The organism is Marinobacterium sediminicola (genome assembly GCF_022343685.1).
GTDB classification, from domain to species: domain Bacteria; phylum Pseudomonadota; class Gammaproteobacteria; order Pseudomonadales; family Balneatricaceae; genus Marinobacterium; species Marinobacterium sediminicola.
Window position 1 is genome coordinate 2138079 of the sequence record NZ_CP092123.1, and the last position, 19329, is coordinate 2157407.

Annotated in this window: 14 protein-coding genes; 3 read left to right on the forward strand and 11 right to left on the reverse strand. The window is 56.1% G+C overall.

The window, feature by feature from the left end:
• Positions 1–24: 24 nt before the first annotated feature.
• On the forward strand, positions 25–1089 hold the full coding sequence (locus LN244_RS09935; protein ID WP_239039634.1) for a tartrate dehydrogenase: 1065 nt from the start codon (positions 25–27) through the stop codon (positions 1087–1089).
• Between the two features lie 128 nt (positions 1090–1217).
• Positions 1218–2126: a porin gene (locus tag LN244_RS09940; RefSeq protein WP_239039635.1), complete on the forward strand. Its 909-nt coding sequence runs from the start codon at positions 1218–1220 to the stop codon at positions 2124–2126.
• Between the two features lie 111 nt (positions 2127–2237).
• On the opposite strand, the gene LN244_RS09945 is transcribed toward LN244_RS09940, so the two are convergent.
• The 7 genes from LN244_RS09945 to LN244_RS09975 all read right to left on the reverse strand — a co-directional run bounded on the left by LN244_RS09945 (position 2238) and on the right by LN244_RS09975 (position 14183).
• On the reverse strand, positions 2238–3638 hold the full coding sequence (locus LN244_RS09945; RefSeq protein ID WP_239039636.1) for an MFS transporter: 1401 nt from the start codon (positions 3636–3638) through the stop codon (positions 2238–2240).
• Between the two features lie 152 nt (positions 3639–3790).
• A complete protein-coding gene (locus LN244_RS09950; RefSeq protein WP_239039637.1) occupies positions 3791–5206 on the reverse strand; it encodes an aldehyde dehydrogenase family protein in 1416 nt (471 codons plus the stop codon).
• A 73-nt stretch (positions 5207–5279) separates the two neighbouring features.
• Entirely contained in the window at positions 5280–6644 is a 1365-nt protein-coding gene (locus LN244_RS09955; RefSeq protein WP_239039638.1) for an alginate export family protein, read from the reverse strand.
• 191 nt (positions 6645–6835) lie between these two features.
• Complete coding sequence (locus LN244_RS09960; protein ID WP_239039639.1) at positions 6836–8047, reverse strand: OprD family outer membrane porin; 1212 nt, start codon at positions 8045–8047, stop codon at positions 6836–6838.
• 79 nt (positions 8048–8126) lie between these two features.
• Positions 8127–9812 (reverse strand): arylsulfatase, encoded by a 1686-nt coding sequence (locus tag LN244_RS09965; protein WP_239039640.1) that lies wholly within the window; start codon positions 9810–9812, stop codon positions 8127–8129.
• Positions 9813–10053: 241 nt separating this feature from the next.
• The gene (locus LN244_RS09970; protein WP_239039641.1) at positions 10054–12129 is read right to left on the reverse strand and encodes a cytochrome c3 family protein; all 2076 of its coding nucleotides are present in this window, start codon (positions 12127–12129) and stop codon (positions 10054–10056) included.
• Positions 12130–12266: 137 nt separating this feature from the next.
• A complete protein-coding gene (locus LN244_RS09975; RefSeq protein ID WP_239039642.1) occupies positions 12267–14183 on the reverse strand; it encodes a sigma-54-dependent Fis family transcriptional regulator in 1917 nt (638 codons plus the stop codon).
• A 219-nt stretch (positions 14184–14402) separates the two neighbouring features.
• On the opposite strand from LN244_RS09975, the gene LN244_RS09980 reads away from it, so the two are divergent.
• Positions 14403–14918 carry a Slp family lipoprotein gene (locus LN244_RS09980; RefSeq protein WP_239039643.1) on the forward strand — a complete coding sequence of 172 codons (516 nt, stop codon included), beginning with the start codon at positions 14403–14405 and terminating at the stop codon, positions 14916–14918.
• 58 nt (positions 14919–14976) lie between these two features.
• On the opposite strand, the gene LN244_RS09985 is transcribed toward LN244_RS09980, so the two are convergent.
• The 4 genes from LN244_RS09985 to peaB form a co-directional block, all read right to left on the reverse strand.
• Positions 14977–16311, reverse strand: a complete 1335-nt coding sequence (locus tag LN244_RS09985) for an alginate export family protein (protein ID WP_239039644.1) — start codon at positions 16309–16311, stop codon at positions 14977–14979.
• Positions 16312–16418: 107 nt separating this feature from the next.
• Positions 16419–17543 carry a quinohemoprotein amine dehydrogenase subunit beta gene (peaD, locus tag LN244_RS09990; protein ID WP_239039645.1) on the reverse strand — a complete coding sequence of 375 codons (1125 nt, stop codon included), beginning with the start codon at positions 17541–17543 and terminating at the stop codon, positions 16419–16421.
• 18 nt (positions 17544–17561) lie between these two features.
• Entirely contained in the window at positions 17562–17888 is a 327-nt protein-coding gene (gene qhpC, locus LN244_RS09995) for a quinohemoprotein amine dehydrogenase subunit gamma (RefSeq protein ID WP_076461943.1), read from the reverse strand.
• 1 nt (position 17889) lies between these two features.
• Positions 17890–19320 (reverse strand): quinohemoprotein amine dehydrogenase maturation protein, encoded by a 1431-nt coding sequence (gene peaB, locus LN244_RS10000; protein WP_239039646.1) that lies wholly within the window; start codon positions 19318–19320, stop codon positions 17890–17892.
• Positions 19321–19329 lie beyond the last annotated feature (9 nt).

Below are 19329 nucleotides of genomic sequence, written 5' to 3' on the forward strand. Positions count from 1 at the left end.
TTAAGACAATAAAAGGTGTAGCCAATGTCACAATTCAACATCGCCGTCATTCCCGGAGACGGTATCGGCACCGAAGTCATCCCTGAAGGTATCAAGGCGCTGGAAGCCGCGGCGGCCAAGCACGGCGTTGAGCTGAACTTCACCCATTTCGACTGGTCTTGCGAAACCTACCATCGCACCGGCCGTATGATGCCTGAAGATGGCCTGGATCAGCTGAAACAGTTCGATTCCATCTTCCTGGGGGCAGTTGGCTTCCCCGGTGTACCCGATCATATCTCTTTGTGGGGCCTGCTGCTGCCGATCCGCCGCGCCTTCAACCAGTACGTCAACCTGCGCCCAGTGCGATTGTTCGAAGGCTTGCAGTCCCCCCTGGCCAACAAGCAGGCCGGCGATATCGATTTCTACGTAGTACGTGAGAATGTCGAGGGTGAATATTCCAACATTGGCGGGATCCAGTATGAAGGTACTGACGACGAAGTGGTCTCCCAGCAGAGCATTTTCACCCGCAAGGGCACAGACCGTATTCTGAAATACGCCTTTGATCTTGCTCAGTCACGTGACAAGAAACATCTGAGCTCGGCCACCAAGTCAAACGGCCTGTTCCACTCCATGCCCTACTGGGACAGCCGCGTGGAAGCAATGGCTGAACGCTATCCAGACGTGAAGGTGGACCAGTTCCATATCGACATCTTCACGGCCAATCTGGTGCGCATGCCCGAATTCTACGACGTGATTGTGGGCTCCAACCTGTTCGGTGACATCCTGTCCGACCTTGGTCCGGCCTGTACCGGGACCATCGCCATTGCGCCCTCTGCCAACATCAATCCGGAGAAAGAGTTCCCCTCCATGTTCGAACCTGTCCACGGTTCGGCACCGGATATTGCCGGCCAGAACATTGCCAACCCGATCGGCACCGTCTGGGCCGCGGCCATGATGATGCAGCACCTCGGATGCGATGACATGCATGACACCATCATGGGTGCCATCGAAACCGTCATTCGGGACCAGCTCGCCCTGACTCGCGACATGGGTGGCAACGCCAGCACTCAAGAACTGGGCCAGGCAATTGCGGACATCATTCGCGCCTGACCCGGAAGTCAACCTGAGGCCGCATTCGGCCTCGCGCATGAGTTCTTGCGGCCTCCCCTTCCTGCAAGAGCTCATGCGAGCGAAATCGCTCACCGAAATACCATAATAACAATTGGAAAGATGACCAAATGAAGAAACTACTCGCTGCATGTACTTTGTTGGCAACCGCTGCTCCTGCCTGCGCCGTACCCATCGCCGACACCGGTATTGATGTCTATGGCAGCCTGCGCATCATGCTGGAACAGAAAAAAGACAGTGACGACACCGAGTACAAGGATGCGTCCTCACGTGTTGGCATCAAGGGCGCTTACGCGCTCGACGAATATCTGAGTGCCTTTGCCAAGTATGAAGTCGCACTGGATCTGGGTAACGATGGCGACACCGTTGGCGACATGCGCTATGGGCATATCGGTCTTACCGACACCCGCTATGGCACGCTTGCCCTGGGCAAGGTCGACTCTCCCTTCTACGAAGCGGTTGGCGTCGCCGCCGACTACATGTGGTGGAATTCGGCACCGGTCTACTACACACTGGATGGCGTTCTGAGAGTCCGTGAGTCCGTCTATTACAGCAGCCCCGATCTGAATGGCGTCAAGCTGAAAGCTCTGTATCAGGTCGACGACGAAGACAACACCCATCAGGAACAGACTCAGCTGGGTGCCACCTACAGTACCGGCAACCTGACTTTGGGAGCCGCATACACAGGCACCGAGGGAGGCGATGACCTCTATGGTCTGTCAGCCTACTATTCGGGTGAAGGATTCTATATCAACGGCGCTTACCTGGATCGAGAAAACGCCGGCAAGGGTATCGATGCGATCCTCGGCATCCCGTCCGGCAAGAACCTGTACACCCTTGGCCTGTCCGAATTCTCCGCCGACGACAATAGCGGGGACTTTACGGCTGCCATCCTGGCGTACCAGCGCACCCTGCACGAGAAAGTGCTGGTATGGGCTGAATTCATGGCCTGGGACGGCAGTCTCTACGGCGTTGAGGACTCCAACCAGCTGAACGTGGGTATCAATTTCAATTTCTGATACCCCTGCGCCCCCCTTTGCGGGTGCCTCACAAAGCATGACTGTTCCCGGCTTTACCGGGAACAGTCATGACTTCAGGCGCAATGAAAACCCTCTCCGTAAAGCCTTTCTTTAGCTCGAACGCACCTTGCCTCTTGACCAGGATCTCCAGGCCGCGATCAGCGCGTAGCCGCTACAAAGTATGAAGGCGATCTCCAGCAAGCGCATCAGCGCAGGAAACTGTTCCGGCACCAGCTGAGCGTTGCCGATCAGCAGGTTAAAGAGGAACACCACAACCGCCATGCCCAGCATATTGCCAAGCGTGCGCGAGATATTGAGCAAGGAGGAGGCAATACTCAGTTTGTCATGAGGCACGACGCTCAGGGCACCGTTGTTATTGGGCGAGGAAAACAGCCCAAATCCGGTTCCCATCACCAGCAGCGCAATCACAACCTGGGTCAGGCCACTCTGCTGGTCCAGCAGCGCAAGAATCAGAAATCCAATGGCAAACAGCACACACCCCAGGGTGGCCGGGATACGGGGTTCCATACGATCCGACAAGCGCCCGGCCAAAGGTGCCAGTATTGCCATCATCATGGCCTGCAACAGCATCAACTGCCCGGCCTCCGCCGGAGAAAGTCCGCGGATATACTGCAGGTAAAGGCTCAGCAGGAACTGCAAGGGATAGTTGGCTGCATACATGAGAAAACTGGCCTGTATGGAGCGAAAGAAGGTCAGGTTCTGCACCATTCTGCGTGGCCGGATCAACGGATAGGGGCAGTGTTCCTGCTGGTAGATAAAACCCGCCAGCAACAGTAATCCGGTTAATGCCAGCAGACCGCCCATCAGCCCGGGCAGTTCAGAAAGCCCAACAAACAAGAGACTCGAAGCGACAATAAACAGCAGGCTGCCAACCCAGTCCAGCTTTTGATCATGCTGCCGCTGGGTTTCACGAACATGAATGGCCACCAGCACCGCGCAGAGCACCGTCAGTGGCAAGGGGGCAACAAAGACGGCATGCCAGTTCCACCACTCAGTCAACCAGCCTCCGATGGGTGGACCGCAGGTCAATCCAAGGTAAACAGATGTTGAGGTCAAACCAAGCGCCATCCCCCGCCCGTGCTGGGCAAACACCTGGGACACAATTGCCATGCCGGTGCCGAACACCATGGCACCTCCAATGCCCTGTAGCAGGCGCATCAACAGCAGCCAGCCAATATGGCTGACCCATATTACGACGAGAGAACTCAGTGCAAACAGCAACAGCCCGCACAAAAACACCTTCTTGCGACCGATCATGTCGGCAATGCGACCGGCCGGCAGCTGGAGTGCGATAGCGCCCAGCAGGTTCATGGTCGGAATCCAACTGACCAGTACCGCGTCGGCCCGCAGATCTGCCGCAATGGCTGGCAGGGCCACATTAACCGCCGACATGCTCATCGGCATCAGGAAGGTCGCAACACAGATACTGATCAGTGCCAACCAGCGTGTGGAGGCTGAAGAGTAGACATCATTTGGATCAGCGGTTGTCATCCTGGCCCCCGGTTTCTATTGGCGTGACAGGGACATTCTAATGAGTGCAGCAAAAAAGTGTAATAACTGTTACGCCAGTAACAAAAAAGCCGGGGCACAAGCCCCGGCAAGCACTTCCGTAGCACAGACTGGAAAGTGAGATGATGCAGTGATCAGCCGCGGCTGATGCTGAGCAATTGTGGCTGGGTGTACTCGAGCAGACCTTCTTCGCCAAATTCAACACCCACACCCGACATCTTGCATCCACCGAAGGGGCAGTGGGGCAGGACTTCTGCGTGGTTGTTGATCCAGGCAGTACCGCTCTCAAGACGCGTCGCCACGGAACGCGCCTTTTCAATATCCGATCCCCATACGGATCCACCAAGACCGTTGACGTTGTCGTTGGCCATGGCAATCGCGTCTTCAAGATCCTTGTAAACAATTACCGGCAAGACGGGGCCAAACTGCTCCTCGTCGACCAGACGCACGCCATTGCTGACGCCTGCTACAATGGTCGGCGGGTAGAAGTAGCCGTTACCGGCCTGAGCCTCACCACCACAGAGCACACGTGCCCCGTTGGCCTTGGCGTCTTCAACCAGCTCAATCACCAGGTCCAGCTGGGCCTTGTTCTGTACCGGACCAAAGGTCACGCCAGCTTCCAGGCCGTTACCGACCACCTGTTCGTTGGCGATGGCGCTCAAGCGCTGACACACCTCTTCATACTGAGACTCGTGCACATAAAGACGCTTGAGCGCGGCACACGTCTGTCCCATGTTGAGGAAAGCGGTCTGGAAAATGCCCGGAAGCGCACGATCAAGATCGGCATCCGGCAGCAGGATACCGGCATCATTGCCGCCAAGCTCCAGCGTCAGGCGTTTAAGGTTATCGGCAGCCTTGCGCATGATGTCCTGCCCGGTCGGAGTGGAGCCGGTGAAGACAATCTTGTTGATACCCATATGCTGTGTCATCGCACGACCAATACCGCCCTCACCCGTCACGATGTTGATCACGCCCGCCGGCACGACCTGATTGATCAGCTCAATCAGTTTCAGGGTGCTGAACGGCGTGAACGAAGACGGCTTGGAGACAACAGTGTTACCCGTACGGATGGCCGGCATGATGTGCCATACCGCGATCATCAATGGCCAGTTCCAGGGCGTGATGGAGCCCACGACACCCAGAGGCTTGTGGTGAAGTTCGGCGAGGCGGGCCTCACTGTCTTCGATAACTTTCACCGGAATATCCAGATCGGCGGTATAGCGTGTCCAGTTGATAGCGCCACCCACTTCCATCTGTGCCAGTGCCAACGGCTTACCCTGCTCCAGAGTGACCAGTTGTGCCAGCTCGTCCGCATTCGCCTCGATCAGATCCGCAATGCGATGCAACATCGCCTTGAGTTCAGCATCGGGGGTATGCTGGAAGGTTTTGAATGCGGCGCGAGCCGCAGCAACGGCGGCATCCACCTGTTCCGGAGAAGCGGCAGGACAGTGTGCAAAAGCGTCGCCTGTTGCCGGATTGATCACCGGAAAGGCTTCACGCTCACCGGCGACCGCCTGACCATTGATAAAAAGAGTCGATACCGTCTGCATCTCGGGATCCTTAGTTCATAATGGGTGCTGCCGGCGTCCGCTGCCGACAGCCCCGGGTTAACGCTTAGTCAAATCAGAACGGCACGATGGCAATCATCTGTGCGTAGACATTGGTGTCGTCATTGCCAACCTGAGTACCACCATTAGCGGCGCTGTTGTCCGGCGAATAGAAACCGATCAACGGGCTGACAATCAGGTTCGGGGTCACGACCCACTCGGCATAGAGGTCGATTTCCTGACCGTTAACACCGCCAGCATCGCCAGTGAACGGGTTAGCCGCGTCGCTGAAGTCAAAGAACAGCGCACCAATGCTGAGCATTTCGGTCGGAGAAGCCTTGATACCAATGTGGTGCACATCAGCAGCAGAGTTGAACGGACCGGCATAGTTGGCAGCGACTTCACCCTGGAACCAGGTGCCATAACCACGGCTGAAACCGAAGAACAGCGGATCGAAGCCGGCATCAAAGGTTGAGTAGCGATAGTTCACGCTCGGTGACCAGGGCAGATCAGCAAAGGTCCAGCCGGCTTCAACGTACCAGGCATCGGCGTCAGTACCGGTAGCGTCGCCCTGATCCTGAGTGACGAACTCACCGGACAGGAACAGGTTTTCGACGCCTGCATTACCCTGATAGCGCAGACTGACTGTCTGCTGGCCGTCACGATAGGTATAGTCGAGAAGATTTGCCAGCTGGTCATTAACCTCCAAACCTTCGATGTAAGTCGCCCCAATCGTGCCTTCCGGCATCACATACTCGACATTGATCCCCGCCAGCTCCATCTCAGCCTGAATCCTGTTGTCGGATTCAAGCCAGAAAAGGTCGCCTCGCAGGCCTTCAGAACCACCCAGACGGACAATCGCGGTACGATCAAAGGCCTTGCGCGCCGCCAGCCAATAGGCACCACCGCGATCAAGATCTTCTCCCAAAACATCACTTATACCCTGACCAGCATTCAGAGAATCACCGTTGATCAGGAAGCCGTCACCGATGGCAAACTGCTGACGACCAAAGGAGATATCCAGACCATCCTGACCCAGTGCCGGAATCAGGTTACCGGAGCGCCAGCCGACGTAAGCATCTTCAAGGTCGGTTTCACTCTCGTTACCGGACGTAAAACCGCCGGCGTCGCCATCACCCCAGGTAGCCGAGCTGATCAGGTTCAGACCTGCATATACGCTGGCACCGGACTCAGCGTAGGCATGGCTGCCCGACAGACCGTATTTGATGTAACCTTCACGCCAATCGGCACCACCTGTATCGCCATCCAGCAGATAGTTCTCCTCGCTGGAGAACACGCCAAAGACAGCTTCGATATCCAGGTTCAGCTCTGAGCCGTCCTGAGAGTAAAGGTTGTAAGCCGAGGCTGGAGCGGCAATGGCTGCTGCCACAGCTGCGCTCAGCAGGTATCCGGAAGTACGACGTACGATCTGTTTTTTCATGGGCATTATCCCTCAAGAATGGCAGGCCGATCAGCTGAATGCCTGAAACTGCCTGAGTGCTGTTATTCCTATCTGTCTAAGCATAGAACACGGCTGTAAACCAGTTACGCACTGGATGTAGGAACTTGTGGCAGTTTGTAACAGCATGTAACACAGCCGCGCCCCGGCTGGCCGGGGCACAGCCCTCCTTTCTAGAAGAAGGTTTTTGTGTACTCGGCAATCACGCGGATGTCTTCCAGGTCACCCACGCCACCGATCTCGACATCGGCATAGCGCAGCTGGAAACTGAGATCCTTGAGCGGCCCGGTCTGCAAAACGTACTTGGTCTCAAAGTCGAATTCGCTGTCCTCATAACGAACCCCACCCTGGGTGTAGTCGCCCTCGGTGTAGCGTCCCATCATGCTCAACCCGGGTACTGCAGAAGAGCTGTAGTCCACTCGAGCCTGCCAGGAGTCCTGGTTGGCATTGTAGAAGTCCAGAATCTGTACCGAGTTCCATGACCAGAGTACGGAACGATCATTATTGAAGCCATCCCAGCTGGGTTCATAAAGGTCATCCCCAACCGTCTGCCAGGACAGGGTATATTTCAGGTCTCCCTGCTTGTAAGCGACCGCCAGGTTGCTCAGGTAGGTATCCAGTTCACCATCTGCACCGGGATCATCCGCCAGATTGGAACCATCACCGACTTCCTTGGCCATGTAGTGGTAGGCATCGAACAGCAACGTGCCATCACCCAACGGCATGCCATAACTGGCATTGATGAACGTCTGGCGCTTGGCGTCCGCCAAATGACCGTGTGACAGGTGCAGGGCCAGGCCGTTTTCGAATTCATAGGAGCCACCCAGAATGGAGACTGCATCACCGTCCGCTGTGTATTCCTTGAAAGTGTTCTCGCCTGTGGTGGACACTTCATCCGAATAGATACCGTACAGGCTCACACCGGCAATGGAACCGTCCAGCTTGATCGCACGACGCGTGCTTGGCTCGGAACGCCCATCTGTATCCGTCATCAACGGGGACACGATGCGCATGCGCCCGGCACGAAGATGCCAGTCATCACCCAGCTTCAACTTGATATTCGCCTGACCCAGCTTGGAGAAACCGTCCCCATCCTCATCCAGAAGAGGAATTCCGGCTGTATTTTTGGCAGCATGCAATTTGAGTACGGCATACAAGGACCCATCGAAGCCAATGAGATCGTTGAAATAGGGAGAACGGTAGTCCAGACGGATGGCCTGGCTCATCTCTTCACTATCCTGGGGGCCAAAGTGACGATCAACCTGCCCGTAATGAGTTCGGAAAGTAACGGACAGATCGTGATCCTGGGCCATGACCGCCGGGGCCGCCAAAAGAGTGCCAATGACCGGCGCCAAAGCGGCTGTTTTGATGATTTTTGTTTTCATATTGAACGACTCGAAATGATTGCAGTTAGGGGGCCGAAATAACGGGAGGCCAGATCTTCCGCCCTCCCGATGAGCCGGATCAGTAGCCGCTCACCCAACTCGGCAGAATCACGTTGTTCTGCTCGGCATAGGCTTCCCAAACCTGTTTCAGCTCCGCAAGCTTCTGCGGGTTTGCTGCACTGAGATCGTTGCGCTCAGCCACATCATCCTTGAGGTTGTAAAGCGCCCACTCGTCCGTTCCCCAGGGCTTGGACAGATGCACCAGCTTCCAGTCCCCTTTACGAATGAAACGCTTGCCGAAGAGTTCTCCACCCAACACACGTTCGCCAGCTTCAGCTTTGCCGTTCAGCACCGGGATCAGCGAAAGCCCAGAAACAGGCTCAACTTCTCTGCCTTTGTACTCATCGCCCGGGTGTTTGACCCCGGCCAGCTCCAACAGAGTAGGAGTAACATCCTCGACCGCAGCAAGACTGTCGTTGATCGCGTTGGCTTGAACACCCGGGGCCTTGATAATTGCGATAGAGCGGGTGCCACCATCTGTCGGGAACCCCTTATGAAGCTTGAAGGCCGGAGCTCCAGCCCAAGCCCAGTTGGGTCCATAAAGGGTATAGGAGCCGGGACGTCCCATCTGCTCGTAACTGAAGTCGTTTGTCTCATCGATGGTCTTGCGGATCTTCGGAAACTGATCGGCAGGCCAGGTTTCATCGAGATCATGTCCTTCCGCACCATTATCGGACAGGAACACGACGACCGTGTTCTCGTAAAGGCCGTGCTGTTTCAGGTAGTCAAATACACGGCCGGTATGAACATCCATCTCGTCAACCATCGCCGCATACACTTCCATTGCGCGTTTTTCGACCTTCTGCTCTTCCGCACTCAGGCTGTCCCAGGCTCGCCCTTTGGGCGGACGAGGCGCACCTTCGGCATTCGACGGCACCAGCCCCATTTCTTTCTGCTTTTGGAGACGCTCGGCAAAAAGTGCGTCAAAACCGGCGTCATAACGGCCCTTGTACTTCTCGATCGCAGCATCGGGAGCCTGCAGGGGCCAGTGCGGAGCCGTTAAGCTGAGCATGCCGAAGAACGGCGCGCCGTTATCCTTGTCGGCCGCGATATACTCGATCATCTTGTCGGCGTAAAACTGGGACGAATACTTGAAAGTGTCCGGCAGGCGGGTCAACAGCACCCCGTCTTCTGTGTAGGGAGCTTTTGCCTCCGGTGTGGGCGCATAGGCCGGGCGCATATCAGGCCAATGGCTGGCACCACCCACCAACAGAGAGAAAGAGCGTTCAAAGCCGCGGGCATCCGGGGTCTTGCCCTCTCCTCTGCCCAGATGCCACTTGCCACTCAGGTAGGTGTTGTACCCTGCGTCCTTCAGCAAGGTGGCCAGGGAAACCACACGGTTATTCAAATATCCCTCATACCCTGGCTTACCTTCCTGGTTCGGCGCCATCTCTTCAGCCATATTGCCAAGACCAGCCTTGTGCGGATCGACACCGGTCAGCAAGGCCGCACGCGTAGGTGAGCAGGCGGGTGCGGTATGAAAGTTGGTCATTCGTACGCCGGATTGTGCCAAAGCATCCAGATTTGGCGTTTCAATCTCGCCACCAAAACTGCCAAGATCGGCAAAGCCCAGGTCATCCGCAACGACAACAAGGATATTGGGCTTTTGAGGGTCAATGGAGGCAGCCTGCAGCTGCTGGCTGAAAGTCAGGCTTGCGGCCGAAGCGGCCGTCACCATGGCAAGGGAAAGGAGCTTGCTATTCATCATCAGGTTACCACTGTTATCCGGGCCATACCGACTGCCATGCAGCCGTGAGGCTCAGCCATTTATTATTGTTGGGGGCTACATCAGGAGCACTGCCTAACGCCCCCGAACACTGATAACTCTAGCTCAAGAAAGACAAAAACATTTAGTTAATATGTTAATTGATGTAACAGGTTGCAACAGGATGCGCTTTTTGGTTTACATATTAAGTATTAACCCTATCCGCTGCCAAAACAGCCGATTAGTTTCTCATCAGAGCACTCAAACCGGCCCTTGCCGCATACTCTGGAAACGCCTGCTGGAGTTCAGAAAAAACGATGCGGGCCTGCTGTTTATGCCCGGTGTGATAGAGAGCCAGTCCATAACGGTAGCCGAAATCGGGATTGTCTCGCGCGCCGGACCAGGCCGCTTTGAGATCGCCCAATGCCTCGGGCAACTGCTTCTGTTGAAGCCGGGCAAGGCCTCTCACGTGCAGTAGAGTTGCGTTGCCCGGCAGGGCTTCAAGACCGTTGCCGAGCAGTATCACGGCCTCCTCGAAGCGCCTCTGGCCTCGTAAAATATCACTCAGCAGTACGAATGCAGGAACATAGGCGTCATCCATCTCAATGGCCCGCCGCAAATCCCGCTCTGCCGAATCAATCTGCCCCTGCCACATGGCATAACGTGCACGCAAGGTGCGCCCGGAGGGGCGATCGGCCTGCAGGTCAAGATAGGCTTCATACTCTTCACGTACATCCCCCACATCCCGCGGGAGAGCATTCATGCCCTGCAGGGTTTCGAAGGCTGACAGGCGAACACTCAGTGAGCTATCCCCCAAGCCGAAAGCCGCATAGGGCACCAGTAAGGTCGGCTCCAGAGTGGCGGCCGTTTTCCAGGCACTGGTTCGCAAAAGACTTTTGGGTGACTGCAAATGCTGCAGAATTACGTTGGGCGCCGCGGCCGACAACCGCGCCCCCTGCTGCTCGAGCAACGTTGCGCGGTGCAGGTCTGCCTGACGGCCATCCTCAAGAAACGCAACCATGGCCGGCAGTTCAGCCTGTTGCACATCCAGCCATTCTGACCGCTCAACGTGTTCGGGCCACAGGCGCTGTACCTGATTGATCGACCATTGGCGATCAGCATCCTGATGACAGGCCAGACAGGGATCAGGACTCTCCGCACGCTGAGCTGCACGAGGATTCGGGGTGGTAAAATTATGTTCCCTGCGAGGATCGACCTGCATGTAGGTACGTTCCGGCATATGACAGTCGACACACTGACTGCCGGGCCCACCTTCCTCATGTTGATGATGATCAGCACTGTCAAAAACGCTGCTCTGGTGGCACTGACTGCAGAGCTGGTTGCCTTTTAGAATGGGCTTCGCGGTATGCGGGTTGTGACAGTTGGTACAGACAACACCGGCACGGTGCATTTTGCTCTGCAGGAAGGAGCCGAGCACAAAAACCTCGTCACGAACGCGGCCATCATTGAAATACAAAGGCGCATGCAGGCGTGTCAGCGCATACTGGTCATGCATACGACCATTCGGCTGCACGGACAAACGGGTACGCAGCGAGTGACATCGCCCGCAGGTTTCAATCTGCGCCGCGGATGATTCAGGGCCGACATGCTGAGGCTTTCGGTCCCTTGTTCCGGGTACCCAGCTGCCCTTGGGTGCAAGATCCTCACCCGCGGGGAGACTCTTCCCCTGCTCCGCCGCAGCAGCATGAGCCTGTGCACGACTATGGCAGGCACTGCAACTGACGCTGATCTGATCAAAACGGGTTGAAAAGCGGCCTGTATCAGGCTGGTAACCCTTAATGAGACCGGTGCTGTGACAGTCGGCGCACATGCTGTTCCAGTTCTGGTAAACCCCACGCCAGTGCAAACTGCTCCCGGGACTCTGATGGTCGGGGTCATCCAGGCGAAACCAGCGCTGTCCCCCTTCTTCGGCATCCCTGGTATCCCAGGCTATATTCAGTGCCTGCAGTTTCCCGTCACCTGTATCAATCAGGTATTGCTGCAGAGGATAAATGCCAAAAGCATATTTGACCTGCCAGATCTGGCTGTCATCAGCCTCGGTCAATTTGATCTTGTAAACACCGTCTTCACTGAAGAAGTCGGCTTTCAACCCTTCATCCGTAAAATGACCCTGTACGAAGTTACCCAGTATCGTCTCGGCTGTAGCCACTTGCATTGAAACCGAATGCTGAGACTGCTGCCACTGCGCAGTTTCCTTGGCGTGACACTGTATACACAGAGTCGACTCCTCAGCATGAACCAAAGACACCAACAGATACCCCAGCAACAACAGCAGCGGTTTATAACCCGAGATCATGCACCAAACCTTTCATTCAAGAGCAACGATATGCTGAAAGTCGATGATAGCATCGGCGATATAGTTAACATATAAACTATATTGTTTGAGATTTATTGATTAAACGAATCCAGTCAACCTGCGGACCAGGTGGTTTGTCATTCAATGCCGAGAACTTTCATTCTGCGATAGAGTGTCGCACGGCTGATGCCCAAAGCCTTGGCTGCTGCCGCCACCTTGCCGTCGTGCTGACTCAGAGTCTCACGGATGAGGGCTTCCTGAGTTTCCTGCAACGTGCCTTTTCCAGCAGGAAGGCTGTCCAGCTCGTCAAGGAAATCATCACTCAGGTGCTCTTCAGTCAAGACGGACTCATCCGTTTCCATGAATGCCAGTGCCACTTTCAGCACCGTTTCCAACTGGCGGAAGTTGCCTGGCCAGCTGTAGTCGGCCAGCCTTATTTGCAGGTCCGGTTCTATGGCAACATCGGCACGTCCCAGATGCTTGAGCAGCCGTTCGCACAAACCGGCAAAATCCTGACGCTCACGCACTGCAGGCAGACGTACACACACACCGTTAAGCCGATAATAGAGGTCCTCTCGAAAACGACCTTCCGCCACCATCTGCTTGAGATCCCGATGCGTTGCCCCGATCAGCGCGATATCCAGCGTCACTTCCTCTCCGCCACCGAGAGGCGCCACCTTGCGTTCCTGCAGAACCCTCAGCAGCCGCGCCTGAAGAGACAACGGCATATCGCCGATCTCGTCCAGAAACAGGGTTCCGCCATTCGCCTGCTGAAAACGCCCGACCATGCCACCCTTGCGGGAACCGGTAAAGGCACCTTCCCGATACCCGAACAGCTCGGATTCGATAAGGCCTTCAGGAATGGCGGCACAGTTAACGGCGACGAATGATTTTTCCTTACGTTCACCGGCATCATGGAGCGCTTTGGCCGCGACTTCCTTACCACTACCGGTCTCGCCACTGAGGAGCACCGGGATATCCTGTTTCATCGCTTTTGCGGCCATACGCATGGCGCGCTGCAAACGGGGTTCTCCCGTTGCGAAACGTTCCAGGGGATCAGAATTCGGTAACGGTGAAGAGACAGAGGGAGGCCGTACAACCGGAGCAACCGGCAGCAGTCGGTTGGGAAACTGTAACAGTTCGCAGTAAAGCTCACCGCTTCGCGTCTGTACCGAGGCAATACGCTGACGCATGCAGGTACTGAGCAGAAGTCCTACGCTTTGACCGACAAGCTCATCAATGGTCTTGCCTACTATCAGCTCGCGTCCACGACCCAGCAGTTGGCACCCCTGCTCATTGATCGCCAGCAGACGCCCCTCTTCATCCAGTGCGACCAAACCCTGCCAGGCCGAGCGCAGATATTGCTGGCGAGTATGGAAGGCCAGCACGATCCGGTTCTGGTATTGGCTGGTAAAGAGTCGTCCTTCTATGTTGCGTGCCGCCAACTGGATAACCCCCAGCGTATCCTGCGGCTGACTGTTGTGGCCTACGCGAGTCAGGTCCAGCACACCCATCAGGTGACCATCGGCATCAAACAGCGGAGAAGCCGTACAGGAGAAATGGGCAACTTTATCGAGGAAGTGTTCCTCTTCATTGATCAGCACCGGACGGTGCTCGATGACGGCGGTCCCTACAGCGTTGGTGCCGCGATTCGCTTCGCTCCAGGACACTCCCTGTCGCAACGCAAGCTGCCGTGAAGGGGTTATCAGATGATCGCTTCCCTCCAAAGCCAGGATGCGCGCATCGGCGTTGGCCAGCATGATAAGTCCCTGGTCACCAAACTGGTGCGTCAGCTGCTCGATTTCGGGCATCGCAACCTGAACCAGCAATTCATGCTGCTCTTTAAATGCCTTCAGATCCGGAACTTCGTCGATGATGTCACCGTGGTCGCCGGAACAATCCAGCCCTGCCTCCAGGCTTCGGCGCCAGGAAGCCTCGATCTCATCGCGCAGGTAACCGCTGGGCAACTCACCTTCAGCTTGAAGACGCTCACGCGCAATGCGTGCCGCCTGAACAGGATCACTGATGAGATCCTGACGTAAACGGGGTGCCATAATGTCGGCCTCTTTATTTTTATTTTCCCGATAGTGCAAGGACATTAAGCTCACTCCTGTATACGTCAAACACTACCCGGGTGCAAATATCCCGGCGTCTGCCTACACTCTTAGCAATATTCTTTAGCAATATCCGGACCAAGGATTAAACGAACTCGAATGCGTATGTCGCTGTCACAAAAAGATGAGAAAAGAGTTCACTGATCAAACGGAGGATTCATGTGGAATCGATGCGGTGTTTTGATCTTGCTCTTGATGCTGGGAGGCTGTGCGTCCTTGCCGGATGAGCTGCGCCCGATCAACGAGCAGGCTCTGTTGCCCTTCAGCGAAGCCTTGCATATGTCTCCTCCGGCTGAAGCGCGCTGGGGTGGCGAAATTGCGTCTGTGCGCAACCAGCCGGACGGCAGCGTGGTGGAGGTGGTGCAGTTTGCATTGAATACCAGTGGTCGTCCCCTGAAGAGTGATATAAGTACAGGACGTTTTCGCATCAGGATACCGGGCTTCATCGACCCGGCGATCTATGCCCCCGGCCGACTGGTCACAGCGCTGGGCAGATTTACGGCCATCGAGCAAGACAAGGTTGGCGAACAGCCTTATGCCTTTCCGGTTCTGGAAACCGGCACAATTCACCTGTGGCCTGAAATCAAGGATCCGCCCGAACGCTGCGATTGTGATCCTTTCCTGCACAGCCCCTTCATGATGCGGCCCATTATTCTGGTGCCCAACAGGAACTGAAAAAAGGGGCAGCGAAGGCTGCCCCGAATGTGAAAGGGAGAGGGTCTAGCCTTCAGTTTCAGAAAGGCACAATTGCGATCACCTGACCGTAAACATTGGTATCGTTATTGCCGATCTGGGAGCCCTCGTCAGCAAGGCTGTTATCCGGCGTGTAAAAGCCGATCAGCGGGCTGATGATCAGGTTCGGCGTAACCACCCACTCGGCATAAAGGTCGATCTCCTGACCGTCCAGTGCGCCAATGCCGGCACCGGTGTCACTGAAATCAAAGAACAGGGCACCCAGGCTCAGCATTTCGGTTGGCGAGGCCTTAATGCCGATGTGGTGCACGTCAGCATCGGAGTTGAACGGACCCGCGTAGTTGGCCGCCACCTCGCCCTGGAACCAGGTGCCATAACCACGGCTGAAGCCGAAGAACAGCGGATCGAAGCCCTCATCGAAAGTGGCATAACGATAGTTCACACTGGGTGACCAGGGCAGATCGGCGAAGGTCCAGCCCGCTTCGACGTACCAGGCATCACCATCTTCACGGCTGTTGTCACCCTGATCCTGAGTCACGAACTCACCGGACAGGAACAGATTCTCGACCCCGGCATTACCCTGATATCTCAGACTCAGGGTTTTCTGGCCGTCACGGTGAGTTAACCCCATAACGTCTGGGTCCGCATATTTTTCGTCGACATCCAGACCTTTGATGTAAGCAAGTCCGAAGGTGCCTTCAGGGATCACATACTCGGCATTGATACCGGCCAGCTCGGTCATCGCCTGAGCGGGGTTATCGGATTCGATCCAGAACAGGTCGGCTCGCAGCCCTTCAGAACCCCCGATACGGGCGATCGCAGTGCGATCGAACGCCTTGCGTGCGGCCAGCCAGTAGGCACCACCCCGGTCAAAGTCGTAGCCGCCACCATTAAGTGCATCACCCAGGTTCAACGAATCACCGTTGATCAGGAAGCCGTCACCAATCGAGAAGTTTTGACGGCCAAATGACAGGTCCAGGCCATTCTCGCCCAGAGCCGGTATCAGATTGCCTGAGCGCCAGCCCAGATAGGCATCTTCAAGGTCGGTGTCACTTTCGTTACCGGACGTAAAGCCGCCGGCATCACCGTCCCCCCAGGTGGCCGAGCTGATCAGGTTCAGGCCGGCATAGACACTGGCACCCGAATCATAGGTATGGGAGCCGGACAGGCCATATTTGATATAGCCTTCCTGCCAATCGGAGCCGCCTGCTTCTGTCTTGGCACCCAGGCCATAGTTTTCTTCACTGGTGAAGACACCCAGTATCGCCTCGATATCGAGGTTAAGCTCGGTGCCCTGTTCGCTGTAAAGGTTGTAAGCCGATGCCTGCGCCGACATTAGAGCTGCAACGGTGGCAGCCAGAATCATTTTTTGCATCAAGTTTCTCCTTAGGCCCTGTCAAAAGGGCCCGGACTTATCGTCCGGGCAAACCCGGTCAGGCTATGAGTGCAGACAGGGGATGATGAAAGGTTTGTGGGGACCCATTAACGTATGAATACCTGAGATGTCGAGATCGCCATATCACCGCCGGGCAGCGGAATATTGCCCAGTTTTTCCAATGTATCGGCATCGTAGACAGCCACATCGTTGAAGGTACCGGCCAGATAGATCTTGCTGCCTTCATGGTTGCTGGCGATGCAATAGTAGGAATGATCCAGCTCGGCAGCTGCCACCAGTTCCTTCTTCTCGATGTCATATTTGGCAAGACGGTTGAGCACGCCATAGACGATGTTGGGATCCTTGGGCGAGAGAATGCCGGAGAAATAGATCTCCGTAATCGGTCCGAAGTCCGTGGTTTGTGTCTCACCGGTTTCAAGGTTCACGTTCATGAAGCCGTAGATCCAGTCAGCGGTATCCAGATTGTAGGTTTCATCCTGGAACTTCGCTGTTGTGTACAGGATGGTGAAATCCTTCGAGGGAGACTGGATCGGCCAGGCGTTCAGGACATCCGGCGGTGCGTACAAGGGGCGCTGCCAGCTGCGGCTCGGGATCGCCACGTCAACATCGCCAGTCTTGACGTCTACCTTATAGATCTCGGCACCGGCCATATAAAGCGTGCCGTCCTCACCGGTCTGCATGACAGTCACCTGCCGCGGTGACGGGAAGGTACGAACCGGCTTGGCGTTCAACCCCGCACTGGTGTCATAGACTGCCAGTCGGGACGGCTGGACCCGGTAGTGGTCCCGGTTGAGCATGGTCGGATTCTGCACCGCATAGAGTTCCTTGCCATCGGCACTGATGGCAAAGGAGAAGATCGCCTTGGTGCGCTCATTCTGCTGCAAGGACATGGCTGCGTGGAATGTCACTTCACAGTTGTCCAGGTTGACGCCGTAAATGTCCTCGTAGTGGTTATTGAGGATGTAGGCGGTTTTGCCATCCGGCGCCATCTGGGTCACACCGGGACCGAAGGCATCCGGCAGCTCGCAGCTCTTGTAGAGTGAGTCGCTCTGCAGGTCAATGACGTGCATGTTGTTGGGGTAGTTGGCCACCACCATGTATTCATGGCCTTCTTCCAGCGCCGGCCCCTTGGCCAGCACACTGCCGGACAGTGCCGTCCCCAGAACCAGAGCGGCCGCGGGCATCAGTGATGAGAGTCGTTTCTTATCCATTATCAGGTCACCTTCGGCTTAGTTCTTGTCTTTCGGGAACACGGTCCCCAGGTTGCGCCAGTCCTCTTTCGAGTTCATCGCGTCCTTGTTCCAGTCCGGATAGGTGTTCATCATGTCCGGCACCTGTGCTGGCCACCAGCAAGGGTCAGCGCAGCCATAGAGATCGGCTTCCATTGGCTGGCACAGGGAGGTCACGCCACCAAAAGCATCGATTTCCCAGCCCGGGTCGGTGGTCGCGGTGCACCCCGCGAGAGAACTCATGGCCACGACCTCTTCCACGCTGTCATCGGCCACGGCCTGGCTCAAGAGCTGAGCCTTGTTGTTGATCGCTTTGAGATGTTTCATATCAGTGCGCCCTCCGAGGCGAGATGAACTGGTCAATGAAGGCGGGATTAGCCGCCATGATGCGGCTGTAGACTTCGATGCCGAAATCCACCCAGTCCCGCATCAGGTCGCAGTAGTGGTAGGTCGGATGGGTCGGGTCTCCGTAGCGGGCATAGCTCTCGTGATAACAGCCGCCTGAACAGAGATTACGAATCCGGCAGCTGGCACAACCGGTGTCGGTACGGTCCAGCCGTTTGGACAGGAAATCGCCCAGTTCCACCTGCTGTACGCCACTCTTCACATTGCCGAAGGTTGGCATGTCGGAACCGGTAAAGCGGTGACAGAGATTGAGGCCGCCCTCGTGATCCACGGCCAGCATCTTGAGACCGGCCCCGCATGGCAGTGCTTTTTTATGCCCTTCATGCAGGTCGGTGATCAGCTGGTGCATGTTGGAGAAGCCAATATTGCGATGCTCCAGCGCGGCTTCCAGGTAACGCTGTCCCAGTCGCTTCATGCCGGCAAACACCTCGATCAGCTCCTCGGAAGTGAGGTTGTAGCTGCTGATATCACCGGAGGTCACTGGCGCAAAACCGACCTCGGAGAACCCCATCTCATTGAACAGGTGGTCCCAGATCCGCTCCACTTCAGTGGTACCGCGGGTCAACGTAACCCGAGCCCCGACGGGACGAGAGTAATAGCGCTCCAGAAGTCGCAGGGCCTTGCGGCGCACGACGTCGTAGGTGCCCTGACCACCCACCGTGATCCGGTTTTTGTCATGGATCGCTTTGGGCCCATCCATACTGACCGACAAACCGAACCTATGTGCATTAAGCCAATCGATGATCTCATCGGTGAGCAACGTGGCATTGGTGGTCATGACGAACTCCACCTGCTTGCCGAGCTCGGCGAAGCGGCGTTCGCAATACTCCACCATCGCTTCGATCAGCGAGCGATTGCTGAGCGGCTCGCCTCCAAAGAACACCACCGTATAGCGATCCTCATTTGGCGATTCACGCAACAGCATTTCCACCGAGTCGATGGCCGTATGCAGTTCCATCTTGCGTCCCGCAGATGGAATATCGAGATCTTCCTTGTAGCAGTAGGTGCAACTGAGATTGCAGCCTGTGTTAACGTTCAGCACCACCGTTGTCAGCGGAAACTGATCGACCTGGCGCACACCGATCTCGTCGGTTAACGGCCGACCGTCATTGACCAGTTCCAGCGCCAGCAGCTCACGCACCGTTTCCGTGATCTCCTGCGCCGAGAAGCGGCTGCTCAAGCCTGAAACCAGCGACTCGGCCGTTTCGGAACCGCTGCGAAGCCGGTCCAGAATACCCGAGGTCAGGCTGTCCAGCGCAAACAACGAGCTGGATGGAATATGGAACAGCATCCGGGTCTCCCCGACCTGCACCTCATGCAGGTTTTGCTCCACCAGATTGAGTACAGCACCCATATCCGGTCT

Excerpts from the sequence above, each read along its gene's own strand:
- LN244_RS09935 (WP_239039634.1), top strand. The coding sequence starts at position 25 with ATGTCACAATTCAACATCGCCGTCATTCCCGGAGACGGTATCGGCACC.
- LN244_RS09940 (WP_239039635.1), top strand. The coding sequence starts at position 1,218 with ATGAAGAAACTACTCGCTGCATGTACTTTGTTGGCAACCGCTGCTCCT.
- LN244_RS09945 (WP_239039636.1), bottom strand. The coding sequence starts at position 3,638 with ATGACAACCGCTGATCCAAATGATGTCTACTCTTCAGCCTCCACACGC.
- LN244_RS09950 (WP_239039637.1), bottom strand. The coding sequence starts at position 5,206 with ATGCAGACGGTATCGACTCTTTTTATCAATGGTCAGGCGGTCGCCGGT.
- LN244_RS09955 (WP_239039638.1), bottom strand. The coding sequence starts at position 6,644 with ATGAAAAAACAGATCGTACGTCGTACTTCCGGATACCTGCTGAGCGCA.
- LN244_RS09960 (WP_239039639.1), bottom strand. The coding sequence starts at position 8,047 with ATGAAAACAAAAATCATCAAAACAGCCGCTTTGGCGCCGGTCATTGGC.
- LN244_RS09965 (WP_239039640.1), bottom strand. The coding sequence starts at position 9,812 with ATGAATAGCAAGCTCCTTTCCCTTGCCATGGTGACGGCCGCTTCGGCC.
- LN244_RS09970 (WP_239039641.1), bottom strand. The coding sequence starts at position 12,129 with ATGATCTCGGGTTATAAACCGCTGCTGTTGTTGCTGGGGTATCTGTTG.
- LN244_RS09975 (WP_239039642.1), bottom strand. The coding sequence starts at position 14,183 with ATGGCACCCCGTTTACGTCAGGATCTCATCAGTGATCCTGTTCAGGCG.
- LN244_RS09980 (WP_239039643.1), top strand. The coding sequence starts at position 14,403 with ATGTGGAATCGATGCGGTGTTTTGATCTTGCTCTTGATGCTGGGAGGC.
- LN244_RS09985 (WP_239039644.1), bottom strand. The coding sequence starts at position 16,311 with ATGCAAAAAATGATTCTGGCTGCCACCGTTGCAGCTCTAATGTCGGCG.
- peaD (WP_239039645.1), bottom strand. The coding sequence starts at position 17,543 with ATGGATAAGAAACGACTCTCATCACTGATGCCCGCGGCCGCTCTGGTT.
- qhpC (WP_076461943.1), bottom strand. The coding sequence starts at position 17,888 with ATGAAACATCTCAAAGCGATCAACAACAAGGCTCAGCTCTTGAGCCAG.
- peaB (WP_239039646.1), bottom strand. The coding sequence starts at position 19,320 with ATGGGTGCTGTACTCAATCTGGTGGAGCAAAACCTGCATGAGGTGCAG.